This window comes from Mesorhizobium sp. M1A.F.Ca.ET.072.01.1.1 (assembly GCF_004023325.1).
Classification (GTDB): Bacteria; Pseudomonadota; Alphaproteobacteria; order Rhizobiales; family Rhizobiaceae; genus Mesorhizobium.
In genome coordinates this window covers 1-22,445 of record NZ_RZSF01000075.1, presented here as the reverse complement: position 1 = coordinate 22,445, position 22,445 = coordinate 1, and the positions used below count along the sequence as shown (strand labels likewise).

Here is a 22,445-nt window from a genome sequence, read left to right as displayed (position 1 = left end):
CTCCTTTTCCGACGTGCCCGAAAAGCTCGAAATCCCCTTCTCCGCCGTGCGCGGTTTCTATGACCCGTCGGTGAATTTCGAACTCGAATTCGACGTCAAGGCGGACAACGCCGCGGAAGACGACGACGCCGCGCCGGCCCCGGAGCTGCCGATCGCGGTCGTGACCGAAAAGAAACCGGAATCGAAGAAAAAGGCCACCGAGGCCGAGAAGAAGCCGGCTGCCGCCGATACCGGCGGCAAGGGTGCCGAAGTGGTTTCGCTCGACGCCTTTCGCAAGAAGTGAGCCGGGGAAATGGGCGAGGTCGTCAATCTCCGCCAGGCCCGCAAGCAGAAAGCGCGCATCGAGAAGGAACGCCTGGCCGGGGAAAACCGGGCGTTGCACGGCCGTTCCAAAGCCGAGCGCGAGCGTGACCGGCTGACGTCCGACATGACGGAAAAATTCATGGACGGCCATCGCCGCGAAAAGCCCGGCGATCCGGACCGGCGCTGAGCGCCCGGATGGCCGCTGTCGAAAAACGCTCGGTGACGATCCGCGGCCACCGCACCAGTTTTTCCCTGGAGCAACCCTTCTACGACGATTTGGTGGCGATCGCGACGCAGCGCTCGCTGTCGCTCGCGGCCCTCGTTGCCGAGATCGACGAAACGCGGACCCGTGACGCCAACCTCTCCTCCGCGCTCAGACTCTACGTGCTCGCCTGGGCAAAGCGCGGCGGCAGGGCATCTTGACCGGCCTCAGACCGGATCGCCGAGGCTTTCCTGCGCCTTGCGCTTGGCGCCGAAGCTGAGCAGGGCCGAACGGTCGCGTTCCTCGGCCTGCTTTTTCGACCGCACCCGCATCAGGTCCCTCCAGCCGATATAGCCGACCAGCCGTGCATCCTCGCGCGAGACGACCGGCAGATGCGAGACGTTGGCCAGGAGCAGCTTGTCTGACAGTCCTTCCAGATATTCGTCGGGATAGGCGAGCGTGACCTTGCTGCCGGCCAAAAGTTCGCCGAGCGTCGTCTTGCGGTGCTTGCCGGCGCGGCGCCAACGCAGGATCGCCGGCGGATCGATGAGGCCGAGCACATGGCCTTTCTCGTCGATCACAGGAAAGCTCGGATGGCGCGTGTCCGGCGCGGTCAGGAATGCCGCCGCGCCGTGCAGCGTCATCGTCGCCGGCACGCTCTCGACCTTGGTCGTCATCACCTCGCGCACCCTGGTCAGCGCGAAGGGATCGACGCGGTATTCGCGAACGAGGTGGTGTCCGCGCCGCGCCACCTTTTCGGTCAGGATCGATCGCTTCATCAACAGCACGGTGACGGCATGGGCGGTGGCGCAGGCTGCGATCAGCGGCACCAGCATGTGGGTGTTGCCGGTGAGTTCGACCGCGAAGAAGGTCGCGGTCAGCGGCGCGCGCATGGTGCCGCCCATGGTCGCGGCCATCGCCAGCAGCGGCCAGAAGCCGGGCGTCGCCTCGGGCAGGATACCGGCAAGCACCGCGCCCATCGCGCCGCCCATGATCAAGAGCGGCGCCAGCACGCCGCCCGACGTTCCCGAACCCAGCGCCACCGACCAGACAATGGCCTTGACCACCAAAAGCGTCAGTGCGGCCGCCGCCAGCACATGGCCATCCAACATGTTGGCGATGTTGTCGTAGCCGACACCGAGCGCCTGCGGCTCGATCAGTCCGCCGATACCGACCACCAGGCCGCCGATCATCGGCCACCACATCCAGTGTATCGGCAGCTTCTGGAAGGCGTCCTCGCACGCATAGACCATTTGCGTCAGCAAGCCGGAGAGCAGGCCGGCGGCAATCCCGACCAGCACCCAGCCACCCAATCCGGCGATCGACGCTTCCATGCTGCCCGAGAACGGGAAGATCGGTCCGGGCAGGTGCAGCAAGGTGCGTTCGACCTCGGCGACGATGGCGGCAACGGCGACCGGGATGAAGCTGCGCGGCGTCCATTCGAACAGCAGCAGCTCGACGGCGAGCATGATTGCCGCGATGGGCGTGCCGAACACGGTCGTCATGCCGGCCGCCGCGCCCGCAACCAGCAGCGTCTTGCGTTCATTGTCGCTGACCGGCAGCATCTGCGCGATCAGCGAGCCGATCGCCCCGCCGGTCATGATGATCGGCCCCTCGGCGCCGAACGGTCCGCCGGAGCCGATCGAGATCGCCGACGACAATGGCTTCAATACCGCCACTTTGGCGTCGAGCCGCGAGCGGCCGAGCAGGATTGCTTCGATAGCTTCCGGAATGCCGTGGCCGCGGATCTTTTCGCTGCCGAAGCGCGCCATCAGCCCGATGACCAGCGCGCCGATCACTGGAACCAGCACGGCGCCATAGCCGAGCGGCGTGTCCTCGAGCCTAAGCTCGGCCAGCGTGAACTGGCCGAAATAGGCGATGTTGGTGGCGAGCCTTATCAGCTTCAACAGCGCGATGCCGGCAAACAGCCCGGCGGTCGCGACAACGACTGCGATGGCGGCGATGATGAGCACTCGCGGATCGGTGGTGAAGTCGCGGAGATGGCCGTTTCCGGCATGAGCGGATTTCACTGGGGAGCTGAGCTTTCTGGCGGCGCGGTACCGTCCGGTTGTCGGACGGCTACATATCGTAACACGATATAATTCTTCAAGGCCGTTTTTGGTGGTTGCTCCGCGTCATTTTGGTCATGGATGCGCCAGGCTTTCATAAGAGTTGAGCTTTGGCCGGAAAGGGCGATAAGTCGTGGCATGACGCATCCGGAGAAACCACGTCCCGCCATCAGCCAGGCCGACTATCAGCGGCTTTCGGAGTTCCGCTACCTGATCCGCCGCTTCCTCGAATTCAGCCAGTTGCAGGCGAATGAGGCGGGCTTGACCCCGCGCCAGCACCAGGCGCTGCTGGCGATCAAGGGCTATCCCGGCGGCGGGCCGGTGGCAGTGGGCGATCTGGCGGAGCGGTTGCGCATCCGCCACCACAGCGCCGTCGAACTGGTGAATCGGCTGAGCGAGGCCGGCTTGGTCGCGCGGGATCAAGACAAGGCCGACCACCGCCGCGTCCTGCTGCAACTCACCCCGCTCGCCGACGACCGTCTCGCCGAATTGTCGGCCGCCCATCTCGACGAGCTTGCCCGCATCGAGCCTATGCTCAAGCGCCTGCTTTCGCGGCAGGAGCCGGTTTGAGCGCCACATCCAGCGCTGTCCTTCGCGACGTCTTGGGTGTTTTGTTCGCCCGCGATTCCGGGCGGAAATCGCTAAGAAGCTTTGCTGGAATAACGAGTTTCAACCGCCGTCCAGCGACTTCAAGAGGTTGTCGATCGTGAACGGATTGGACTTGGGCTTCGGCGGCTCTGGAACGGAACCGTCGTTGACGCCGGGAAGCGACCGGTCGACTTTTGGTGCCTGCTCAGCCGCCCTGCGTTCAGCTTCCAGCCTCGCCTGCTCGGCACGCCTGCGATCCGCCTCGGCCTGGGCTTTCGCCGCTGCGGCCTGTTGTTCGGCCTTTGCCTTGGCGTCGGCTTCCGCCTCTGCTTGCGCATCAGCCTCGGCCTTGGCCCGCGCCTCGGCCTCGGCCTGAGCCTTGGCCTCGGCTTCCGCTTTTGCCCTTGCCTCTGCTTCCACTTTGGCTTGCGCCTCGGCTTCTGCCTTCGCTTGCGCCTCCGCTTCGGCTTTCGCCCTGGCTTCAGCCTCGGCTTTCTGCCGCGCCTCTTCCTCTTGCCGGCGCCGTTCCTCGGCCGCCCGGTCGCGCTCCGTCTGCAGCGCAGCGTAGTAGCGCACCTCGCGCCGCAGCCTCTGCTTCTCGAGCAGCGTCGCCTGCATCGCCTCGACGCGCTGCTGCTCCTTCTCCAGCGCGCGCTGGGTCAGGAACTGCGCCAGCGGCGCGCTGTCGAACTGGAGCGACGTCGCCCCGATCTGGCCTGCAAGGTTGAAATTCACAGCCGGTTCGGAACCGACCAGCGCCTCGTCGCCCGGTCGATAGGTGATCGCCCCCTTGGCGGCCACCGTGCTCGCATCGAGGTCGGCGGTGACGTCCGCAGACAGCGTCGCCGCCGGATTGTCGAGGCTGATCGGCGGCGCCCGCAGCGTGCCATTGGCAACTGTGAAGGGGATATCGGTATTGCCGGCCTCGAAACTTCCCTGTCCGGCGATCTCAGGCGCGAAGCCGGCGGTCTTGGCGGCATCGATGTCGCGTCCGATTGCATCGGCCTTGGCGATGACGGGGGCAAAGGCATCGGGATTGATGCCGGAGATGGCCAGTCCCTTCAGCGCCGCCGTGCCGGACCCTGACAGGGCGGCGATCATCGCATCGACAGACTTGCCGCTGGTCGACAGCGCGGCCGAAATGTCGCCGCTGCCGCTGATTCCGGCGTCAGGCAGCACTGCGGCAAGATCACTGCCCGCCAGCTTCAACTGACCCGATAACAGGCCGGTGCCGTCCGTGTTCTTGAGCTCGAACAGGCCGGTCAGCGTGCCCTCATAGAGCTTGGCTTTGAGGTCCGAGACACGGATGCCTTCCCGGTCGAGCTTCAGCGACAGCGTCGCGTCATGCGCGGTCGCGAACGGTCCGGCGGCAAGGGCCGCCGTGTTGAGGTCGAGATCGGCGCTGAACGGCAGGGTCGATTTCCGGCTGAACGGCGTCGTCGGCCAGCCACCATCCTTCCCGGCGAGGAAGGACTGGTCGCCGAACAACGAAACCGCCAGCGGATCGAGGTCGAGCTCATCGAGCGCCAGCGCGCCGGCAAGATGCGGCAGTCCGTCCTTCATGTCGGCGTTGACGTCGCCGGACACAGTCGCCTTGTTGATGGCGCCGCTGAGCCCGCTCAGCACCAGAAGCCCATTGCCGAAGTCGGCATCGCTGGCGAGCGAAGCCGACGTGCCGGTGCCCATGCCGGGCAGCCCGACACCTGTCGTCATCAGCCATGGCTCGATATCGGCGGCGTCGAGATTGACCTTGCCCTTGGCGGTGGCGCCTTGCCCTGTCTCGGCGATGGTCCCGTCAAAGCTCGCCCTGAAATCGTCGGCCGTCAGGTTGAAGCTGGTTGCCAGACCGCCGCCCAGCGAGCCTTTGGCCGTGATATCGGTGGTGGCCTGTCCAAGCATGCCGAGCGGCAGCGCCGGCAGGCCGTAGAGTGCAAGCAGCGTGGCGGCGTTCTGGTTCCTGGCATTGAAGGTGACCGATACCGGCGCATCGGGAAGCCGATCCCGCGTCCCCCTGCCCGAAAGCGAAGCCGAGAAGGCGGAACCGCCGGCCTTGCCTTGCGCGGAGAGCGCGAGTCCGGTGGTGCCGTCGCCATTGTCGGCGGCACTTGTCACCAGGTCGATCCGGGCGTCCTGGAACAGCTCCGGATAGGCAGCAGCACGGGCAGCCAGGCCTTTCAAAACCTGATTGTCCGGATAATGCTGGGCTGCGACATCGATGAGCGGCTTGAGATCGACGGCCACCACGGATGCGTCGAGCTTGCCGGTCGGGCTTTCCGGAAAATCCTTGATGCGCCCGGTGGCGCTGATCGAGGCGCCGGCGAGCCCTCCGACCGAGAGCCGGTCGATCTCGAGCAGGCCCTTGCGCAGCCTCAACGCCGTATCAACCGTGTCGGCGGTCAGCCCGGCGGCGCTGACCGGGCCCGCCTTGATCTGGAAATCGAGGTCGCGGTCGGAGAAGCGGTTGGCGCCCTTGTCGCTGACGAAGATCGAAGCGAAGGCCGCCAGCCCATCGACGTCGAGCTCGCCGCCCTCCAGCTGCATCAGCACCGAGGGCCTGGCGCCATCGGGCTGGCTGGAATCGATGCGGCCGGAAAATTTCGCCTTGCCGAGGATCAGCTCGAGGTCGCTGAACGACTGCCGGTTCTCGCTGAGATCGACCTTGGCCTTGAAGCCCGCCGCCGGCAGACGGCGGATCGCGTCGTCGACATCCTTCGACAGCCAGGCGGCGAAACCGGACGGCTGTCCGACGGCAAGCAGCAGGGATCCGGTGAAGCCGAAATGGTCCTCGACGTTCAGCATGCCGTCGGCTTCAAGCGTCGCCCGCCCGGGCAGTGTCGCGGCGAGCGACTTCACCGACCACCCGCCTTCGGCCGGCTCCGCCGAGAGCCGCACGTCGCGAACCGTGGTATCGCCCGCCACCACGGCCGGCAGCCTGACCTCGACCGTGCCCGGTATCGTCGGCTTCGGCATGTGCTGAAGCGTCTGCTCGAACGCCGCGATACGCTGGTCGAGCGTCAATCCGGCACCTGCGGATGCGCCCACCGCCTCGTCGAACTGCACCTGCGCGCCGTTCGCTTCGATCGAAAAATGCGGTTTCAGGCCGAGATCGACCGAGGCCTTGCCGTCGGCGGTATAGGGGTTGTCGAGCGGTCCGGTCTCGAAGCGGAATTCATCGACACCGAGCTTCTGATGGTCGAGCGCGAATTTGCCGTTCAGCCGGAAGCCGGGATCGGGCTTGCCGGCGCTGACCTTCACGGGCTCGGCCGAGCTCCTGTCGGCCCCATTCTTGTCAGAGGCCGAAACCTTGAACTGACCGGAATAGACCGCCGCGCCTTTGACGATGCCGGCGTTGCCGTCTGTCTCGATGATGAGCGGATAGGCATCCGGGTCGGCTTTGAGTCTGACCCGCATCTGGCCGTCGGCTTCCGCTCTGCCGGTTGAGGCCGAGACTTCCGCGCGCAGGCCGTCGAAGCGCAGCGAGCCGTCCATCCGCCATGGACCGGCGAGCGACTTTGCCGAAACGGTCGAGTTGATCTCGGAGATAAAATGGCTGCGCCCGCCGGCGGCATGGCGCAATTCGATCTGCCCTTCGGTCACCGTCAGCTTCTCGATCGCGATCTGTCCGGGATCGAAGGGCGTCGACGGCCGAATCGCCCAGTCGACCGTGCCGTCGCCGGCAACATCGATGGTCGCCTTCGGATGCACCAGCCGCATGTCGAAGATCAGCAGTTCGCCGCGCAGGAACGGCGCCAGCTCCGCGTCCATGGAGAAGGTCTCCATCGTCATCGCCGGCTGTCCGCCAGGGCCGCCTGCGACCTCGACGTTGGAGAAGGTCACCGAGGGGAATGGCAAGAGCCGCGCGGTCGCGTCGCCTTTCACGGTCACCTTGCGGCCGAGGATGGTGCTCGCCTCGCGCTCGAAATCGGCGCGGTAGCCGGTCCAGTCGATGAAATACGGCACCACCAGCGCCGCGCAAAGCACCAGCACGAACAGGCCACCGAAGATCACGAACAGGCGAGCGAGCATCGGCTCCAAAGCCTAGGATTAAAGTCAGCCGCACTCTACCCGCATCCGCGCGGCGATAAAGAGGCAATTCGGCTGCAACCCTCGGCTTCTAGGCTCTCGGCAAGATCTTGCCGGGGTTCATGATGTTCAGCGGGTCGAGCGCCTGCTTGATGGTGCGCATGACGTCAACGCCATGGCCGAGTTCATGGCGCAGGAAGCTTACCTTGCCTTGCCCGATGCCGTGTTCGCCGGTGCAGGTGCCTTCCATGGCGATCGCCCGCATGTTGAGCCGCGCGACGAATTTTTCAGCGAGTGCGATCTCCTGCGGGCTGTCGACATCCATCAGCACCAGCACATGGAAATTGCCGTCGCCGGCGTGGCCGACGATCGGCGCGATCAGGCCCATTTCGGCAATGTCGGCTTCGGTCTCGGTGACGCATTCGGCAAGCCGGGAGATCGGCACGCAGACATCGGTCGAAAGCCCCTTGGCGCCGGGGCGCAGCGTCAGCGACGACCAGTAGGCGTCGTGCCGCGCCTTCCAGAGCTTCGTCCGCTCCTCGGCGACGCTGGTCCACAGGAACGGTCCGCCGCCATTCTCCTCGGCGATCATGCCGAAAGTCTCGGCCTGTTCGGCGACACCGGCGTCGCTGCCGTGAAATTCGACGAAAAGGCACGGGCTCTCGGGGTAGTCGAGCTTCGAATAATTCTTCATCGCCCGCATCTGCAGCGCGTTGACCAGTTCGATGCGCGCCACCGGGATGCCCATCTGAATGGTCGCTATCACGGCGTTGCATGCGGCCTCCAAGGTCGGGAACGGGCAGACGCCACCGGAGATCGCCTGCGGAATGCCCTGCAGCCTGAGCGTCAGTGCTGTGATGATGCCGAGCGTGCCTTCCGAGCCGACCAAGAGCCGCGTCAAGTCGTAGCCGGCCGAGCTTTTCTTCGCCCGTTTGCCGGTCGTCACTGCCTCGCCGTCGGCCATCACCGCCGTCAGCGACAGCACGTTCTCGCGCATCGTGCCGTAGCGCACGGCATTGGTGCCCGACGCCCGTGTTGCCGCCATGCCGCCCAGCGAGGCATTGGCGCCGGGGTCGATCGGGAAGAACAGGCCGGTGTCGCGCAAATGGCGGTTGAGATCCTCGCGTGTCACTCCGGGCTCGACCGTGCAGTCGAGATCCTGCGGATTGACCGAGAGGATGCGGTTCATGCGAGAGGTGTCGATGGAGATGCCGCCGCCCGGCGCATTGGTGTGGCCCTCGAGCGAGGAGCCGACGCCGAAGGCGATGACCGGGACGCGGTGCGCGGCGCAGGTGCGCACGATCTCCTGCACCTCCGGCGTGGTTTCGGCGAAGACGACGCCGTCCGGCGCCTGGGTCGGGATGTAGGTGGTGGTGTGCGCATGCTGGTCGCGGATCGCCTCGCCGGTCTGAAAACGCTCGCCGAACCGCTGCTTGAGGATGCCGAGCACGGCGGCGATGCCTTCCTCGTTGCGCTCGACGGGGTTGAGGTCGCTCAAAGCCATGAATTCCTCCGCGAATGGACCAGCGGCCACTCTTGTAATGCAGCTATGGATGATGCCTAAAGCAATTCCAGGAAAAGAGTGAAGCACCGGAATTGCGCCAGAGCGAAGAGAACCTCACCAGCCAGGCCCTGTCCAGCGACGATCAAGGAAAACCAAATGACGATGCCCGCGCCGATCATTTCCAAGCCGATGGCGATCGAGAAGGACTGGATCGACTATAACGGCCATCTCAATATGGCCTATTACAACGTGCTGTTCGACCGCTGCTCGGACGAAGCGTTCGAGCTGATGGGCATGGGACCGAACTATGCCAGGGACCGCCGCCTCACCATCTACACGGCGGAAGTCCATGTCTGCTACGTGCAGGAGCTTCACCTCGACCACAAGGTGAAGGTCTCGTTCCAGCTCATCGACCACGACGAGAAGCGGCTGAGGGCCTATCAGGAGATTCGCCACGTCGATGGCTGGCTGGCCGCGACGTCCGAGCAGCTTGCACTGCATGTCGACATGGCCGGGCCGAAGGTCGCGCCCTTCCCGGCCGATGTGATGGCACAGGTTGAAGCCATGCGCGCTGCCCACGCCGCGTTGCCGATGCCGGAGCGTGCCGGCCGTTCGATCGGCATCAAACGCAAGAGCGCTTGAAAAGCCGCACACCCGCGTTAACCTTACCAAGGTTTTAACGTGAACAAGCCGATTGAGTCTGTTGAACGACTCAGTGGCGCGTTCGAAAACCGCCGCACCGGGTTTACGCGCGGGCGGCAGGCGGAATGCGGTGCGAGGACAGTGCATGAAAACCGACATCAAGGTCGAAGTGGAGCGGTTGGCGGCCGATCCGCGCATCACCGACTATGATTTCTGGCGATCGTTGAAGAACGTCAACAACGAGATCTTCCACATCGCCAACAACAACGAGCCCATCCCCTTCGACATGATCCGCTGGCGCGCGATTCTCAAGCAGGCGCGCATGAGACGGGGGCACACTGAGCCTTCAGCGCTCCCTTAAACTGCCAAGCGGCGAGCGCGCCTCGACCGGCGACGACTGTATGATGGCGGTGTTGGTCATCGCATAGGGAATAATTCTGTCGATCACCCGCTCCAATTCGGCCACCGAGCCGACATGCGCGAGCGCGATGAAGCAATCCTCGCCGGTCACTCGGTCGCATTGGGCGATTTCCGGCAGGTCGCGAATGATCCCGGCCACCACGGCAAGCTGCCCCGGGACCGGCCTGATTCGCAGCCATGCCGACAGCTTCATGCCGAGCGCCGTCGGATTGATCTTCACCGTATAGGCTTGGATCACGCCATTCTCCTGCAGCTTGCGAATGCGTTCGGCCACGCTCGGCGCCGAGAGCCCGACGGCGCGCGCCAGCTCCGCCGTGCTGGTGCGCGCATCCTTTTCCAGGAGTCGCAGGATTTTCAGGTCCGCCGCATCCAGCTCGCCATTTTCATTTCGAAGGCGTCTCAAATAATTGTCTTTTCTTCAGAAGGTGAACGGCGATCGGAGCCGTGCATCATCCATATAAGTCGCGAAGTTCGCCTGCGATAATGACCCTATGAATTCTGAAGCGCAAGTTCGTCCGACAAACCGGGCCGGCAGCGACACCGACGCTGCACGCCCTGCCCTCGCCGGACTGGCCGATGCGGTGCCGCCGCATGTCTGGTTCTGCGTCAGCGCGATCTTCCACTATCTTGGGCCGGCCTTCGCCGCGCTGCTGTTCGCTCAGGTCGGCGTGCTCGGCATGGCCTGGCTGCGCATCGCCACGGCCGCGCTCGTCTTCGCGCCGCTTACCAGGCCATGGACGGTTTTCACGCGCGCCGACCGCTCGGCCCGCCTGCTGCTGTTGGCCTTCGGCGCCTGCCTGGCGGTGATGAACTGCGCCTTCTATCTGGCTCTCGACCGCCTGCCGATCTCGCTGGTCGCCGCGATCGAATTCGTCGGCACTATTGGAGTCGCGCTGGTCGGCCTCAGAAGCCCGCAATTTCGCGGCGCTCGCCATCGCTGTCGCCGGAACGTTGCTGCTCATCGATGTCAAATGGTCGAGCGAATCCGTCGGCCTGTTCTGGGCTTTTCTCAACGGCGCACTGTTCATCGGCTATATCGTTTTGGGCCACCGCATCGCCCGGACAGGCCTCGGCGTCGCCGGCCTCGGCACCGCCATGGCGATCGCCTTCCTCGTCGTGCTGCCGGTCGGCCTCATCGAGGCGCTGCCAGCCTTCTCGGCGCCGCAACTGATGATCGCCGGTATCGGCGTCGGCATCTGCTCCTCGGTCATCCCCTACATTTGCGACCAGCTCGCCATGGCGCGGCTGCCGCGCGCGAGCTTCGCGCTCATGCTATCGCTCTTGCCGCTCACCGCGACCCTGATCGGCGTCGTCGTGCTCAGGCAGGTTCCGAGCCTCACCGATTGCCTCGGCATCGCGCTGGTTGTGGCGGGCGTCGCCATGCACAAGCCGGCGCCGGAGTGATCCGCCGCCGTCGAGGTGTGTTGAGATTCAGGTCAGGCCGAGCCGAGAATGGTGGATTCCGAGAACCGGAGCGGAGCGTACTTTGAAGTAAGTGAGCACCGGAAGCGCAGGAAGCCGCCATTCGCAGGCCGGGCTCACCTGAATATCAACACACCTCAGGCCAGTTTCTCCTTAAGGAAGGCGAGCGTCCTCCCCCAGGCCAGATCGGCCGCCTTCTTGTCGTAGCGCGCGGCCGAGGTGTCGTTGTTGAAGGCGTGGTTGACGCCGTCATAGACATAGACGGTGTATTCGATATGCGCGGCGTCGAGCGCCTTCTTGTAGGCGTCGATGCCGGCATTGATGCGCTCGTCCAGCCCGGCATAATGCAGCAGCAGCGCCGCCTTGATCTTCGGCACATCCTCGGCCTTCGGCTGCATGCCGTAATAGGCGACGCCGGCGCTGAGGTCCGGCGCATTGACGGCGAGCGTGTTCACCGTGCCGCCACCCCAGCAGAAGCCGACCGCGCCGACCTTGCCGTTGCTGTCTTGGTAAGTCTTGAGATAGGCGACCGTCGCTACGCCGTCGGCCGCGACTTGGGCAGCATCGAGCTTGCTGAACATGTCGCGCGCCTTGTCCTCGTCGGCGGGAGTGCCGCCGAGCGGCGACAGGAAGTCCGGCGCCAGCGCGACGAAGCCTTCCAGCGCCACGCGCCGGGCGACGTCGCGGATATGCGCATTGAGCCCCCGGTTCTCATGGACGACGATCACAGTGCCGAGTTTGCCGGACTGGTTCGCCGGCTTGACCAGATAGCCCTTCATCTCGCCGCGGCTGCCGGGATAGGTGATGTCCTCGCCCTTCACCCTCGGATCGTTCTCGGCGACGATCGCCGCCTTGGCCGAATTCGCAGCCAGCATCGGCGCGATCGCGGCGGCCGCGGCGCCCGATCCAGCGAGCCGGGTCAATTGCTCCATGAAGCGCCGCCGGTCCAGCGTCAGATGCGTATATTCGTCATAGGCATCGATCATCGCCTGAGTGATGATGGGCTGCGTGACGACAGGCTTGGCGGCAGGTTCGGTCATGGCTCTCCTCGACGACTGTTTGACGCGCAAGATAGGGTTAGAACGCGCACGGTCCAGTCATCCGCCGGCGACAACGGCACTCGACCCGAACTTCGACCATGACGATTGCCGGTGGCTTCCGCATCCATCACATTTTAGTCATTCCGAAAAAGTTGATGGTGCTGTCACGGTGGGACGGAAAACTGCGGAGCGGCCCCGCCCGGTCCGAACGGCAAAAAGGGGAATGCCGGGAACGTGAGGCCTCCGGCGTAGCGGCTGGCTGAGGCGGCGCTTGCTGTCGTCGCTGCAGGCGCTTGGCCACGTGCTCGGCGAAAAAGGCCGGCGCGATTGGATGTCCTCGTCTACTTGGGCAGCGTGTAAGCCATCACATAATCGCCCGGCTTGGTACCGACCGAGCCGTGGCCGCCGGCGACGATGACCACGAACTGGCGGCCGTCGGCGACGGTGTAGGTCATCGGTGTCGACTGGCCGCCGGCCGGCAGCCTCGCGCGCCAGAGCTGCTTGCCCGTCGTAAGGTCATATGCGCGCAGATAGTCGTCGACCGCGGCCCCGAGGAAGGCAACGCCACCGGCCGTGATCATCGGCCCGCCGATGCCTGGAACGCCGACCTTGAGCGGCAGGGGCAGCGGCGTCATGTCGTAGACGGTGCCGTTGCGATGCTTGTAGGCGATCTGCCCGGTCCTCAAGTCGACGCCGGCGACATAGCCCCAGGGCGGCGCCTGACAGGGAATGCCGAGCGGCGACAGGAATGGCCCCATCACCACCGCGTAAGGCGCGCCCTCATTGCGGTTGAGCCCCTGCTCGCTGCCCTTGGTGTCGCCGGGCGGCGGCACGTCCGCGCGCGGAATGAGTTTCGACGTGAAAGCGAGATAAGTCGGCATGCCGAACATCACCTGCCGCACCGGGTCGACCGCGACCCCGCCCCAGTTGAACACGCCGAAATTGCCGGGATAGACCAGCGTGCCCTGCAGCGAGGGCGGCGTGTAGCGTCCCTCGTAACGCAGTGTCTTCAGTTCGATCCGGCACGCCAGCTGATCGAACATGGTGATGCCCCACATGTCGGCGCCGGTCAGCGGCTTCGGGTTGAACGACAGGTCGGACGACGGCTGCGTCGGCGAGGTATGGTCGCCTTCGATCGCTCCGCCCGGTGCCGGCACTTCCTTCACCGGAATGATCGGTTCGCCAGTGCGCCGATCGAGCACATAGAGATCGCCCTGCTTGGTCGGCCCTACCAGTGCCGGCACCACGCCGCTCCCCGTCGTGATGTCGACCAGCGTCGGCTGCGCCGGCACGTCCATGTCCCACAGGTCGTGATGCACGGCCTGGCGCACCCAGCGCAACTGTCCGGTGTTGAGGTCGAGCGCGGTGATCGAGGAGGAGAATTTTTCGACATTGGCGCTGCGGCCCATGCCGAGCTGGTCGGGCGTCTGGTTGCCGAGCGGCAGGTAGAGCAGGCCAAGCTTCTCGTCGGCGCTCGCCGTTGACCACATGTTGGGCGAATTATTGGTGTATTTCTGCCCCGCCGGCAGCGGCGTCGTCTGATCCGGTTTGCCGGAATCCCAATTCCACAACAGCGCGCCGGTGCCCGCGTCATAGGCGCGGATGACGCCCGACGGCTCCTCGGTCGAATAATTGTCGTTGACCGCGCCCCCAACGATGATCTTGCCGGCGAGGATGAGCGGTGCCGAGGTCGAATAGTAGTAGCCCGACTTCGGAAAGGGCATGTTGGCCATCAGGTTCAGCGTGCCGCCTTCGGCGAAGGACGGACAAACTTGCCCGTTCGCGGCGTCGAGGGCGATAAGCCGGGCGTCCGAAGTCGGCAGGTAGATGCGTGTCGCGCAGGGCTGGCCCGCCGCGATCTTCGCATCGGCGTAATAGGAAACTCCGCGGCAGGTCTGGTGCTGGCGGTTGGGATCGAGCTTGATCTTCGGGTCGTAGCGCCACTTCTCCTTGCCGGTCTCGGCATCGATGGCGATGGCGAAATTGTGGGGCGTGCAGATGTAGAGCGCATCACCGACCTTGAGAGGCGTCACCTGATAGGTCGTCTCGCCGATGTCGTCGGGACCCTTAATGTCACCGGTACGATAGGTCCAGGCCGGCTGCAGCTTGGCGACATTGTCCGGCGTGATCTGAGCGAGCGGCGAGTAACGCTGGCCGAACGGCGTGCGGCCGTAGAAATGCCATTCGCCCGCCGGCATGTCGCCGCCGAGATTGGCCGTCGGCGTCACCTTATCGGTGTTGAGCGTGCCGCCGATGTCCTTCGGATCGGCGGTCATCGAATAGCCGGCCACCGCAAGCGATGCGAGCACCGCCAGGATGAGCGGAGCGCGTCCGTCCGGACCGGTGAATCCCCGCCTGGCCCATGGCGTCAGCAGCCAGAGCGCGATGAGAACGATGATGCCGCCGCGCGGGCCGAGCTGCCACCAATCAAAGCCGGTTTCCCACACCGCCCAGCACAGCGAGGCGAGCACGATCGCGGCATAGAGCCAGAGCCCTGTCGATCTGCGGCGGAAAACGAGCCAGGCGGTGATCAGGAAGGCCAGTCCGGCAATCAGGTAGTACCAGCTGCCACCCAACGTCACCAGCCAGATGCCGCCGCCGCCGAGGACCAGGCCGATAAGCAAAAGGACGAGGGAGGTGATGGTGACAGCCAAGACGATACTCCTTCGACTGTTGCGCGCTTGCGGCGCCTCTGAGGCAACGGCTTGCCGTCCCTGCCCTGTTGGCAGCTTTCTCTCGCAAGTTGCGCCTGTCAAGGCGGCCCCGAACAGGAACAACTAGAACAAAACGGAGACACTTCTGGCCTTTCGCTGCCGAATCACTACATTCGGGGGCGATGTCCGGCTTTTCGGAAGACATGCCCTTTTTTGACGAACCGAATGCGCGGCCCGCCGCCCCATCCGGCCTTGCCGCGCGCGCCATGGCCGCACGCAACGCGCAGAACCGTGCGCCCGATTATCTGAACGGCCTCAATCCCGAACAGCGGCTCGCTGTTGAAACGACCGAAGGCCCGGTTCTGGTGCTGGCCGGCGCCGGCACCGGCAAGACGCGGGTGCTCACCACGCGAATCGCCCACATCCTTGCCACCGGCAGGGCCTTCCCCTCGCAGATTCTCGCCGTCACCTTCACCAACAAGGCCGCGCGCGAGATGAAGCAGCGCATCGGCTTGCTGATCGGCGAGCAGAATGTCGAGGGCATGCCCTGGCTCGGCACCTTCCACTCGATCGGCGTCAAGCTGCTGCGCCGGCATGCCGAGCTTGCCGGATTGAAATCCGATTTCACCATCCTCGATACCGATGACGTGGTGCGGCTGATCAAGCAGCTGATCCAGGCCGAAAATCTGGACGACAAGCGCTGGCCGGCCAAGACCTTCGCGCAGATGATCGACAACTGGAAGAACAAGGGCCTTGGCCCCGACGAGATTCCGGAAGGCGACGCGCGCAGCTTCGGCAACGGCAAGGGGCGCCAGCTCTACAAGGCCTATCAGGAACGGCTGCAGACGCTGAATTCCTGCGACTTCGGCGATCTCCTCTATCACCCGATCCGCATCTTCCGCGCCTATCCGGACGTGCTGAGGGACTATCATCGCAAGTTCAAATACATCCTGGTCGACGAGTACCAGGACACCAACACCGCGCAATACATGTGGCTGCGCTTGTTGGCGCAGAGGCCGCAATCCTCCCCCCTTGAGGGGGAGGTGTCCGCGAAGCGGACGGAGGGGGTCGCCGCGGAAGGCGCCGCCCAGTCATCAGGCGCCGGAGCGTCGAGCACTGCCGCGAGGACCCCTCCCGACCGGGCTTCACCCGGCCACCCTCCCCTCAAGGGGGAGGGAAACCGGCGTCAATCCACTGTCAACATTTGCTGCGTCGGCGACGACGACCAGTCGATCTATGGCTGGCGCGGCGCCGAGGTCGACAATATCCTGCGCTTCGACAAGGATTTTCCGGGCGCCACCATCATCAGGCTGGAGCGCAACTACCGCTCCACCGCGCATATACTGGGTGCGGCTTCGCATCTTATCGCCCACAATGAGGGCCGCTTCGGCAAGACGCTGTTCACCGACCGCAACGACCCCGAGGACGATAAGGTGCATGTCCATGCCGCCTGGGATTCGGAGGAAGAGGCGCGCGCCATCGGCGAGGCGATCGAGGCCTACCAGCGGCAGAAGCACAACCTCAACGATATGGCGATCCTGGTGCGCGCGTCCTTCCAGATGCGCGCCTTCGAAGACCGCTTCATCACGCTCGGCTTGAGCTACCGCGTCATCGGCGGCCCGCGTTTCTACGAACGGCTGGAAATCCGCGACGCGCTGGCGTTCTTCCGCGTCGTCGCCAACAGCGGCGACGACCTTGCCTTCGAGCGCATCGTGAACGTGCCGAAGCGCGGGCTCGGCGAAGCCACCATCCGCCAGATCCACGACACGGCGCGCGCCATGCAAATCCCGATGCTGGAGGCCGCGGCGACGCTCGCCGAAAGCGACGAGCTGAAGCCGAAGCCGCGCGCCGCGCTGCGCGAGGTCGCGGCCAATTTCGAGCGCTGGCAGAAGGCGCTGGAGACCACGCCGCATACCGAACTCGCCGAGACCATCCTCGATGAGAGCGGCTACACTGACATGTGGAAGAACGACCGTTCGGCGGAAGCGCCCGGGCGGCTGGAGAACCTCAAGGAACTGATCCGCTCCATGGAGGAGTACGAATCCCTGCGTTCCTTCCTCGAGCATGTCGCCCTGGTCATGGAGGCCGAGCAGGGCGAATCGCTCGATGCGGTCTCGATCATGACGCTGCATTCGGCGAAAGGGCTTGAATTCGAGACCGTATTCTTGCCCGGCTGGGAGGAAGGCCTGTTCCCGCATCAGCGCGCACTGGACGAAGGCGGCCGCTCCGGCCTCGAGGAAGAACGCCGCCTCGCCTATGTCGGCCTGACGCGCGCGAAAAAGAACCTGCACGTCTGGTTCGTCTCAAACCGCCAGATCCACGGCCTGTGGCAATCGACCATTCCGTCGCGTTTCGTCAATGAATTGCCGGAAGCCCATGTCGATGTCGCCGACGGCGGCAATTCCTATGGCGGCTATAGCAATCCCTATGGCGGCGGCTCCTTCGCCTCAGGCCGCGGCGGCGGCCGGCAGAATCCCTACGGCGCCTCGCGCTTCGACAATATCGGCGCGGAAAAATCCGGCAGCTTCTCCAACACCTACGCAACGCCCGGCTGGCAGCGCGCGCAGGCGAACCGCACCGAGGCCACCGACCGCAACTGGGGCACGCGCTCCGGCCACCAGGTCGAACGCATCGGCTATGGCGAGACCGACAGCGGCTATGGCGCCGGCCGCACCTCGGTGAAAGGCCGCACCATCGAAGGCGAACTGGTCGCCAAATCGGTCGCCGACACACCCTCGCCATTCAAGCTCGGCGACCGCGTCTTCCACCAGAAATTCGGCAACGGCAACATTGCCGCCATCGACGGCAACAAGCTGACCATCGACTTCGACAAGGCCGGCCAGAAACGCGTGCTGGACGGGTTTGTCGCCAGCGTTTGAGCGGCGGCCAACGGACCGCCGTCCGAAAACCGCAGCCTCTCAGCGATACCGCGCCTGGTTCCATTTGTGGCCGAGCAGCGACAGGATGATGATCAGCCCGTTGAAGAACTGCACGTAGAAGCCGCTCAAACCAGCCGCCACGACGCCGGTCTGGATGAACGACACGGTGACCGCGCCGATCGCGCCGCCGACGACTGTACCGATACCGCCCCAGGTCGGCGTGCCGCCGACGAACACCGATGCCAGCACCGGCAGCAGATAGCCGTCGCCCGCCGTCGGCCACCAGGTGAAGTTGATCATCACCGAGAAGGTTCCGGCGATCGCCGCCCCGATGCCGGTGAAGACGAACACCTTGACCCGGACGCGCTGGACGTCGATGCCCATCTGCTTGGCACTGTCCGGGTTATCGCCGACCACCTTCACCTGGGCGCCGAAGCGATGGCGGTTGTAGAGCAGCGCCGAAAACACGACGAAGGCGATCGCCCAGAAGATCTGCACCGGGATGCCCCAGAGCTGGCCGGAGAAGATCGCGTAAGCTGAGCTGCCGGCCAGACTGGTCAGCGCCGTCGACTTGCCCTCGTTGATGATCTGGATCAGCCCGCGTAGCAGGAAGTTCATGCCGAGCGTGGCAATCAGCGACGACAGGCCGCCATAGACCACCAGCGATCCGACCAGGAAGCCGAGCAGCGTGCCGGTGAGAAGCGCTGCGGCGATGCCGAGGAACGGATCGTAGCCGGCCTGCACGACGATCGCGAAGGCCCATGAGGCGAAACCCATCGTCGCCGGGAACGACAGGTCGATCTCGCCGCAGGTGACGACGAAGACCAGCGGCACGACAACGAACAGCGCGACAGGAAGCGTCGTCAGCACCGAGCTGTAAAGATACCAGGTGGTGAAGACGGCCGGGTTTGCGATCATGAAGATCGCCATCATGACGATGAACACGGCAAGCGTGCCTAGCGCCGAGCGGTTGTCGAGGACGAAGCCGCGCAGCCAGTGATCGGAAGGATGGCTCCACTCCTTGCCTGATTCCTTGGCTGTCGGACCGCTTGCCCTTCCCAGAGGTGTTTGCAGATCGGGTTCCATGGCCTTGCTCATCGCGCTCTCTGCTCCGCTCCGCCCGTCTCGTGTAGCCCTGGCAGGCCACCCGGATGCGCGATCTCTTCCATGAAGTCGATGAGGTCGTCGGCTGACTTGACCTCGCTGCGGTCCGCCGTCAACGCCACCTTGCCGCGGTCGAGCACCACGAAGCGGTCGGCGATGTCGAAGACATGATGAATGTTGTGGCCGATGAACAGGATCGAGCGGCCGCTCGCCCGCACCTGGCGCACGAAATGGAAGACCTTGGCGGTCTCCGTCAGCGACAGCGCCGTCGTCGGTTCGTCGAGGATGATCAGCTCCGCCTGCTTGTAGATGGCCCGCGCGATCGCCACGCCCTGACGCTCGCCGCCCGAAAGCTGGCCGACGATGGAATGCGGCGTGAACACTTTCGAGGTGAAGCCGATCTCGCGCATCAGCCGGCTTGCCTCCTCGATCTCCTTGTTGACCTTCAGCCAGCCGAGAAAGCCGCTCAGCTCGCGACCCATGAAGATGTTGCGCACGATTGTCTGCTGCACGGCCAAAGCGCGGTCCTGGAAGACTGTCTCGATGCCGGCATCGCGCGAGCGGGCGGCACTCCATCCGGTCACCGGCTTGCCGCGCACGAGGATGTCGCCGCTGGTCGGCTTGACCACGCCGGACAGGATCTTGATCAGCGTCGACTTGCCGGCGCCGTTGTCGCCGATCAAGCCGACCACCTCGCCGCGGTCGACGCTGAGGTTGACGCCGCCCAGCGCATAGACCTGACCGTAGGATTTCTTGATGTCGCGCAGTTCGATGATGCGTTCGCCCATGCGATCCTCGCTTCCAATTGTGTTATCGGCCGCTTGCCGGCGATCCGGTCGGCCGGGCCCAACCCCGACCGACCGCCTGGGAGGTCAACGCAGCGCCTGCTTGGCCAGCTCGGCGACGATCTCGTAATTCTGCGGCGTGACGAAGCCTGCGCCGGTATCGACGTTCATCGGCGCCAGACCAAGCACCACCTGCTGGCAAAGGCTCAAGATCGGCAGATAGCCCTGCAGGAAAGGCTGCTGGTCGGCCGTCAGTTGCACCCAGCCGCCCTTGAAGCCTTCGACGATCTGCGGGCTGGTATCGAAGCCGAAGTTGAAGATGTCGCCGGGCTTGCGTCCCGCCGCCTGCATATAGGTGGCGACGTTGCCGAGCATCTGTCCGCCGGGATAGCCGACCGCCTTGACGTCGGGGTGGTTGAGCAGAGCCGCGGTGATCACCGGAATGGCGAGGTTCGGATCGGACGCCCACTCGCCGCTCGGCGGCGAGGACAGCTGGATCACCTCGACACCCGCCTCCTTCAGCGCCGCGACCGTGCCGCGCTCGCGCGCGCCGCGATTCTCGTTCTCGAACGGGCCGATCATGATCGCCTTGTCGCCGGCCTTGAGCTTGCCTAGCTTGAACGCCTCTGCGCCGAGCGCGCGGCCCTGCTGCTCCTGCTGCGCGCCGACATAGCCTCCGCCGAACGCTTCCGCCACCTTCGGCACCGGCACGTTCTGGTACATCATCTTGATGCCGTCCTTGTGCGCCTGTTCGGCCAGCGGCATGATCGCGGCATCGCCCGGATGGCCCATCATGGCGATGCCTTGTGGCTTGACCGCGACCGCCTCGCGCAATTGCTGCACCATCTTCTCGACATCCCACTGGGAGAAGATGTAGTCGACCTTCGGCCCAAGATCGGCCGCCGCCTGCTTAGCGCCATTGTAGACGATGGTGCCGAAGGCGTCGCCCTCGGCGCCGCCGACGAAGAAGCGGATATGGACATCCTTGCACCATTGGGCGTCAAGCGCCTTTGCCGGCAAGGTGGAAATCGAGGCCCAGAGCGCCGCGGCAGCCGCCGCGACGGTCGAGCGCAGAACAGTCCTTCTGGTCGTGATGCTCATGCACGTTCCTCCCTTTTGGTCCCTCGCAACAGAGGGTTTCGACGATTGCTTCGGTCGTAGTCTTGGTGGCCGGCTCCTCCCGCCGGCCGGTCCTCACACCGGATTGGGCAGGTAGCTGGCTCCTCCCCTGCACTGCTTCAGATAGTCCAGCGCCCGCACCTGACCGGTCATCTCGAGGTCGCCGCGATAGACCGGGTCGTGCCAGCCTTCGATGTCGATGGCGCCCTTGTAGCCGGCCAGCCGCAATTCGCTGATCACCCGCGTCCAGTCGCTGTCGCCGAAGCCGGGGCTGCGCATCTGCACGAATGGCAGCCGCCCGAACACGCCGTGCTCGCGGATCACGTCCCAGCGCACGGTCGCGTCCTTGCCGTGGACGTGGAAGATGCGCGGCGCCCATTTGCGGATCTGCGGAATCGGGTCGATCAGATAGACGAGCTGGTGACAGGGTTCCCATTCGAGCCCGAGATTGTCGTCGGGCAATTCGTTGAACATCAGCTCCCAGGCGTCGGGATTGTGGGCGATGTTCCAGTCGCCGCTCGCCCAGTTGCCGTCCATGGCGCAGTTCTCGAAGGCGATGCGCACGCCCTTGTCGGCGGCGCGCCTGGCCAGCGGCCCCCAGACCTCGCGGAAACGGGGCAGGCTGTCGGTCAGCGGTTTGCCGCGCAGCCGGCCGGTGAAGCCGCAGACCATCGTGGTGCCGAACAGATGTGCGTTGTCGATGACGGTCTCCCACGCCGCGAGCACGCCGCGGTCGACCTCGCCGTTTTCCAGCGGATTGCCGAACACTCCGATCGACGACACGGTGACGTCGGCATCGCCGATCGCTTCGCGGATTTCGCCCGCCAGGCGCTTTAGGTCCTTGCCGCCTAGCGTCTGCCAGAAAAAGGGCTGGATGCTCTCGAAGCCGAGCGGCAGGATCTGTTTCACATAGGCGGCCGGGTCGTCGAGATTGGCTCGCACCATGGTGCCGATCCTGATGTCGAGAAGCGGGTTCGGCATCACGGCGTTTCCTTTGCGATTGCGACGCGGCGTCCGGTCTCGGCGCTTTCGATGGCGCCAAAGACCATGGCTAGGCTTTTGATGTTGTCGGTGCCGCGCGTCTCCGGTTCGGTGCCGGTCTCGATCGCGCGCATGAAATCCTGGATGATGCCGAGATGGCCGTCGACTCTGTCGGCCGCGTCGAGCGCCGGCACCTCGATCGACTGGGTCTTGTCGATGATACCGTCGCGGCCGGACGCAACCACCTCGGCCTCCAACCCGTCATGCCCGTCCCACAACAGGCTGCCGCGCTCGGCGACGATGCGCCAGCTGCCTTCCCAACTCGTGCGGAAACCGTCCGCGCACCAGGAGCCGGCATAGGTGAAGACCTTGCCGCCGCCGAAATCGAACACCGCGCTGGCCGACGAGCCCTGACGGTACCAGGAATTGGCAGGCTCCCACTCCTGGCAATAGACGCCGGCCGGTTCGCCGGCGACCATGTAGCGGGCGGCGTCGAACGTGTGGATCGCCATGTCGAGCAAAAGCACGTGCCGCATCTCCTCGCGAAAGCCGCCGAAGTGCGGCGCGACGAAGAAGTCGGCATGGATGCTGGTCGGCTTGCCGATGGCGCCGGAATCGAGGAACCGCCGGATCCGCCTGACATTGGCGACATAGCGCCGGTTCTGAACCACGGCATGGACCCGCCCCGCGCGGCGCGCCGCTTCGATGAT

The 22,445-nt window shown here is 64.9% G+C and carries 18 protein-coding genes and 1 pseudogene; 8 read left to right on the top strand and 11 right to left on the bottom strand.

Annotated elements, in window-relative coordinates; translation table 11 throughout:
* The 3 genes from EOA32_RS13485 to EOA32_RS13475 all read left to right on the top strand — a co-directional run.
* Positions 1-283 (top strand): ClpXP protease specificity-enhancing factor SspB (locus EOA32_RS13485; RefSeq protein WP_245499263.1); only part of this gene is annotated, 283 nt, incomplete at its 5' end.
* Between the two features lie 9 nt (positions 284-292).
* The gene (locus EOA32_RS13480) at positions 293-490 is read left to right on the top strand and encodes a DUF4169 family protein (RefSeq protein WP_066990872.1); all 198 of its coding nucleotides are present in this window, start codon (positions 293-295) and stop codon (positions 488-490) included.
* A gap of 8 nt (positions 491-498) precedes the next feature.
* Positions 499-726, top strand: a complete 228-nt coding sequence (locus EOA32_RS13475; RefSeq protein WP_095828989.1) for a ribbon-helix-helix domain-containing protein — start codon at positions 499-501, stop codon at positions 724-726.
* Positions 727-732: 6 nt separating this feature from the next.
* Here EOA32_RS13475 and EOA32_RS13470 read toward each other — a convergent pair whose 3' ends face one another.
* On the bottom strand, positions 733-2,535 hold the full coding sequence (locus EOA32_RS13470) for a chloride channel protein (protein WP_128372016.1): 1,803 nt from the start codon (positions 2,533-2,535) through the stop codon (positions 733-735).
* 177 nt (positions 2,536-2,712) lie between these two features.
* Here EOA32_RS13470 and EOA32_RS13465 point away from each other — a divergent pair, with 177 nt between their 5' ends.
* Complete coding sequence (locus EOA32_RS13465) at positions 2,713-3,144, top strand: helix-turn-helix domain-containing protein (RefSeq protein ID WP_128372015.1); 432 nt, start codon at positions 2,713-2,715, stop codon at positions 3,142-3,144.
* 99 nt (positions 3,145-3,243) lie between these two features.
* On the opposite strand, the gene EOA32_RS13460 is transcribed toward EOA32_RS13465, so the two are convergent.
* Together EOA32_RS13460 and EOA32_RS13455 are read right to left on the bottom strand one after the other, a co-directional pair.
* Positions 3,244-7,188, bottom strand: a complete 3,945-nt coding sequence (locus EOA32_RS13460) for an AsmA family protein (protein ID WP_128372014.1) — start codon at positions 7,186-7,188, stop codon at positions 3,244-3,246.
* 88 nt (positions 7,189-7,276) lie between these two features.
* Complete coding sequence (locus tag EOA32_RS13455; protein ID WP_128372013.1) at positions 7,277-8,689, bottom strand: FAD-linked oxidase C-terminal domain-containing protein; 1,413 nt, start codon at positions 8,687-8,689, stop codon at positions 7,277-7,279.
* A 156-nt stretch (positions 8,690-8,845) separates the two neighbouring features.
* Between EOA32_RS13455 and EOA32_RS13450 the strand changes: the two genes are divergently transcribed.
* Together EOA32_RS13450 and EOA32_RS13445 are read left to right on the top strand one after the other, a co-directional pair.
* On the top strand, positions 8,846-9,331 hold the full coding sequence (locus EOA32_RS13450) for a thioesterase family protein (RefSeq protein ID WP_128372012.1): 486 nt from the start codon (positions 8,846-8,848) through the stop codon (positions 9,329-9,331).
* A gap of 145 nt (positions 9,332-9,476) precedes the next feature.
* A complete protein-coding gene (locus EOA32_RS13445; RefSeq protein ID WP_066990849.1) occupies positions 9,477-9,692 on the top strand; it encodes a hypothetical protein in 216 nt (71 codons plus the stop codon).
* Here EOA32_RS13445 and EOA32_RS13440 read toward each other — a convergent pair.
* On the bottom strand, positions 9,678-10,154 hold the full coding sequence (locus EOA32_RS13440; protein WP_128372011.1) for an Lrp/AsnC family transcriptional regulator: 477 nt from the start codon (positions 10,152-10,154) through the stop codon (positions 9,678-9,680). The genes EOA32_RS13445 and EOA32_RS13440 overlap by 15 nt on opposite strands.
* Positions 10,155-10,242: 88 nt before the next feature.
* Between EOA32_RS13440 and EOA32_RS13435 the strand changes: the two are divergent.
* A pseudogene (locus EOA32_RS13435) lies at positions 10,243-11,155 on the top strand (DMT family transporter).
* A gap of 155 nt (positions 11,156-11,310) precedes the next feature.
* Here the strand turns inward: EOA32_RS13435 and EOA32_RS13430 are convergent.
* Together EOA32_RS13430 and EOA32_RS13425 are read right to left on the bottom strand one after the other, a co-directional pair.
* Complete coding sequence (locus EOA32_RS13430; RefSeq protein WP_128372010.1) at positions 11,311-12,213, bottom strand: dienelactone hydrolase family protein; 903 nt, start codon at positions 12,211-12,213, stop codon at positions 11,311-11,313.
* Positions 12,214-12,554: 341 nt separating this feature from the next.
* On the bottom strand, positions 12,555-14,867 hold the full coding sequence (locus tag EOA32_RS13425) for a glucose/quinate/shikimate family membrane-bound PQQ-dependent dehydrogenase (protein ID WP_128372009.1): 2,313 nt from the start codon (positions 14,865-14,867) through the stop codon (positions 12,555-12,557).
* Positions 14,868-15,049: 182 nt separating this feature from the next.
* Here EOA32_RS13425 and EOA32_RS13420 point away from each other — a divergent pair, with 182 nt between their 5' ends.
* Positions 15,050-17,746 (top strand): UvrD-helicase domain-containing protein, encoded by a 2,697-nt coding sequence (locus EOA32_RS13420; RefSeq protein WP_128372008.1) that lies wholly within the window; start codon positions 15,050-15,052, stop codon positions 17,744-17,746.
* A 39-nt stretch (positions 17,747-17,785) separates the two neighbouring features.
* Here the strand turns inward: EOA32_RS13420 and EOA32_RS13415 are convergent, their stop codons facing one another.
* The 5 genes from EOA32_RS13415 to EOA32_RS13395 form a co-directional block, all read right to left on the bottom strand.
* The gene (locus EOA32_RS13415) at positions 17,786-18,844 is read right to left on the bottom strand and encodes an ABC transporter permease (RefSeq protein WP_128372007.1); all 1,059 of its coding nucleotides are present in this window, start codon (positions 18,842-18,844) and stop codon (positions 17,786-17,788) included.
* A complete protein-coding gene (locus tag EOA32_RS13410) occupies positions 18,841-19,638 on the bottom strand; it encodes an ATP-binding cassette domain-containing protein (protein WP_128372006.1) in 798 nt (265 codons plus the stop codon). The genes EOA32_RS13415 and EOA32_RS13410 overlap by 4 nt, the downstream gene beginning before the upstream one ends.
* An 84-nt stretch (positions 19,639-19,722) precedes the next feature.
* A complete protein-coding gene (locus EOA32_RS13405) occupies positions 19,723-20,736 on the bottom strand; it encodes a substrate-binding domain-containing protein (protein WP_128372005.1) in 1,014 nt (337 codons plus the stop codon).
* A gap of 93 nt (positions 20,737-20,829) precedes the next feature.
* Positions 20,830-21,735 carry a sugar phosphate isomerase/epimerase gene (locus EOA32_RS13400; RefSeq protein WP_210214832.1) on the bottom strand — a complete coding sequence of 302 codons (906 nt, stop codon included), beginning with the start codon at positions 21,733-21,735 and terminating at the stop codon, positions 20,830-20,832.
* Positions 21,735-22,445, bottom strand: a 711-nt coding sequence (locus EOA32_RS13395) for a Gfo/Idh/MocA family oxidoreductase (protein WP_145971293.1), incomplete at its 5' end; no start/stop codon positions are given. The genes EOA32_RS13395 and EOA32_RS13400, both read right to left, overlap by 1 nt.

Bases quoted from the DNA above. Each gene is read 5' to 3' on its own strand.
- EOA32_RS13430 (WP_128372010.1), bottom strand. From the start codon at position 12,213: ATGACCGAACCTGCCGCCAAGCCTGTCGTCACGCAGCCCATCATCACT.
- EOA32_RS13465 (WP_128372015.1), top strand. From the start codon at position 2,713: ATGACGCATCCGGAGAAACCACGTCCCGCCATCAGCCAGGCCGACTAT.
- EOA32_RS13480 (WP_066990872.1), top strand. From the start codon at position 293: ATGGGCGAGGTCGTCAATCTCCGCCAGGCCCGCAAGCAGAAAGCGCGC.
- EOA32_RS13415 (WP_128372007.1), bottom strand. From the start codon at position 18,844: ATGAGCAAGGCCATGGAACCCGATCTGCAAACACCTCTGGGAAGGGCA.
- EOA32_RS13460 (WP_128372014.1), bottom strand. From the start codon at position 7,188: ATGCTCGCTCGCCTGTTCGTGATCTTCGGTGGCCTGTTCGTGCTGGTG.
- EOA32_RS13420 (WP_128372008.1), top strand. From the start codon at position 15,050: ATGTCCGGCTTTTCGGAAGACATGCCCTTTTTTGACGAACCGAATGCG.
- EOA32_RS13445 (WP_066990849.1), top strand. From the start codon at position 9,477: ATGAAAACCGACATCAAGGTCGAAGTGGAGCGGTTGGCGGCCGATCCG.
- EOA32_RS13450 (WP_128372012.1), top strand. From the start codon at position 8,846: ATGACGATGCCCGCGCCGATCATTTCCAAGCCGATGGCGATCGAGAAG.
- EOA32_RS13455 (WP_128372013.1), bottom strand. From the start codon at position 8,689: ATGGCTTTGAGCGACCTCAACCCCGTCGAGCGCAACGAGGAAGGCATC.
- EOA32_RS13410 (WP_128372006.1), bottom strand. From the start codon at position 19,638: ATGGGCGAACGCATCATCGAACTGCGCGACATCAAGAAATCCTACGGT.
- EOA32_RS13400 (WP_210214832.1), bottom strand. From the start codon at position 21,735: ATGCCGAACCCGCTTCTCGACATCAGGATCGGCACCATGGTGCGAGCC.
- EOA32_RS13405 (WP_128372005.1), bottom strand. From the start codon at position 20,736: ATGAGCATCACGACCAGAAGGACTGTTCTGCGCTCGACCGTCGCGGCG.
- EOA32_RS13475 (WP_095828989.1), top strand. From the start codon at position 499: ATGGCCGCTGTCGAAAAACGCTCGGTGACGATCCGCGGCCACCGCACC.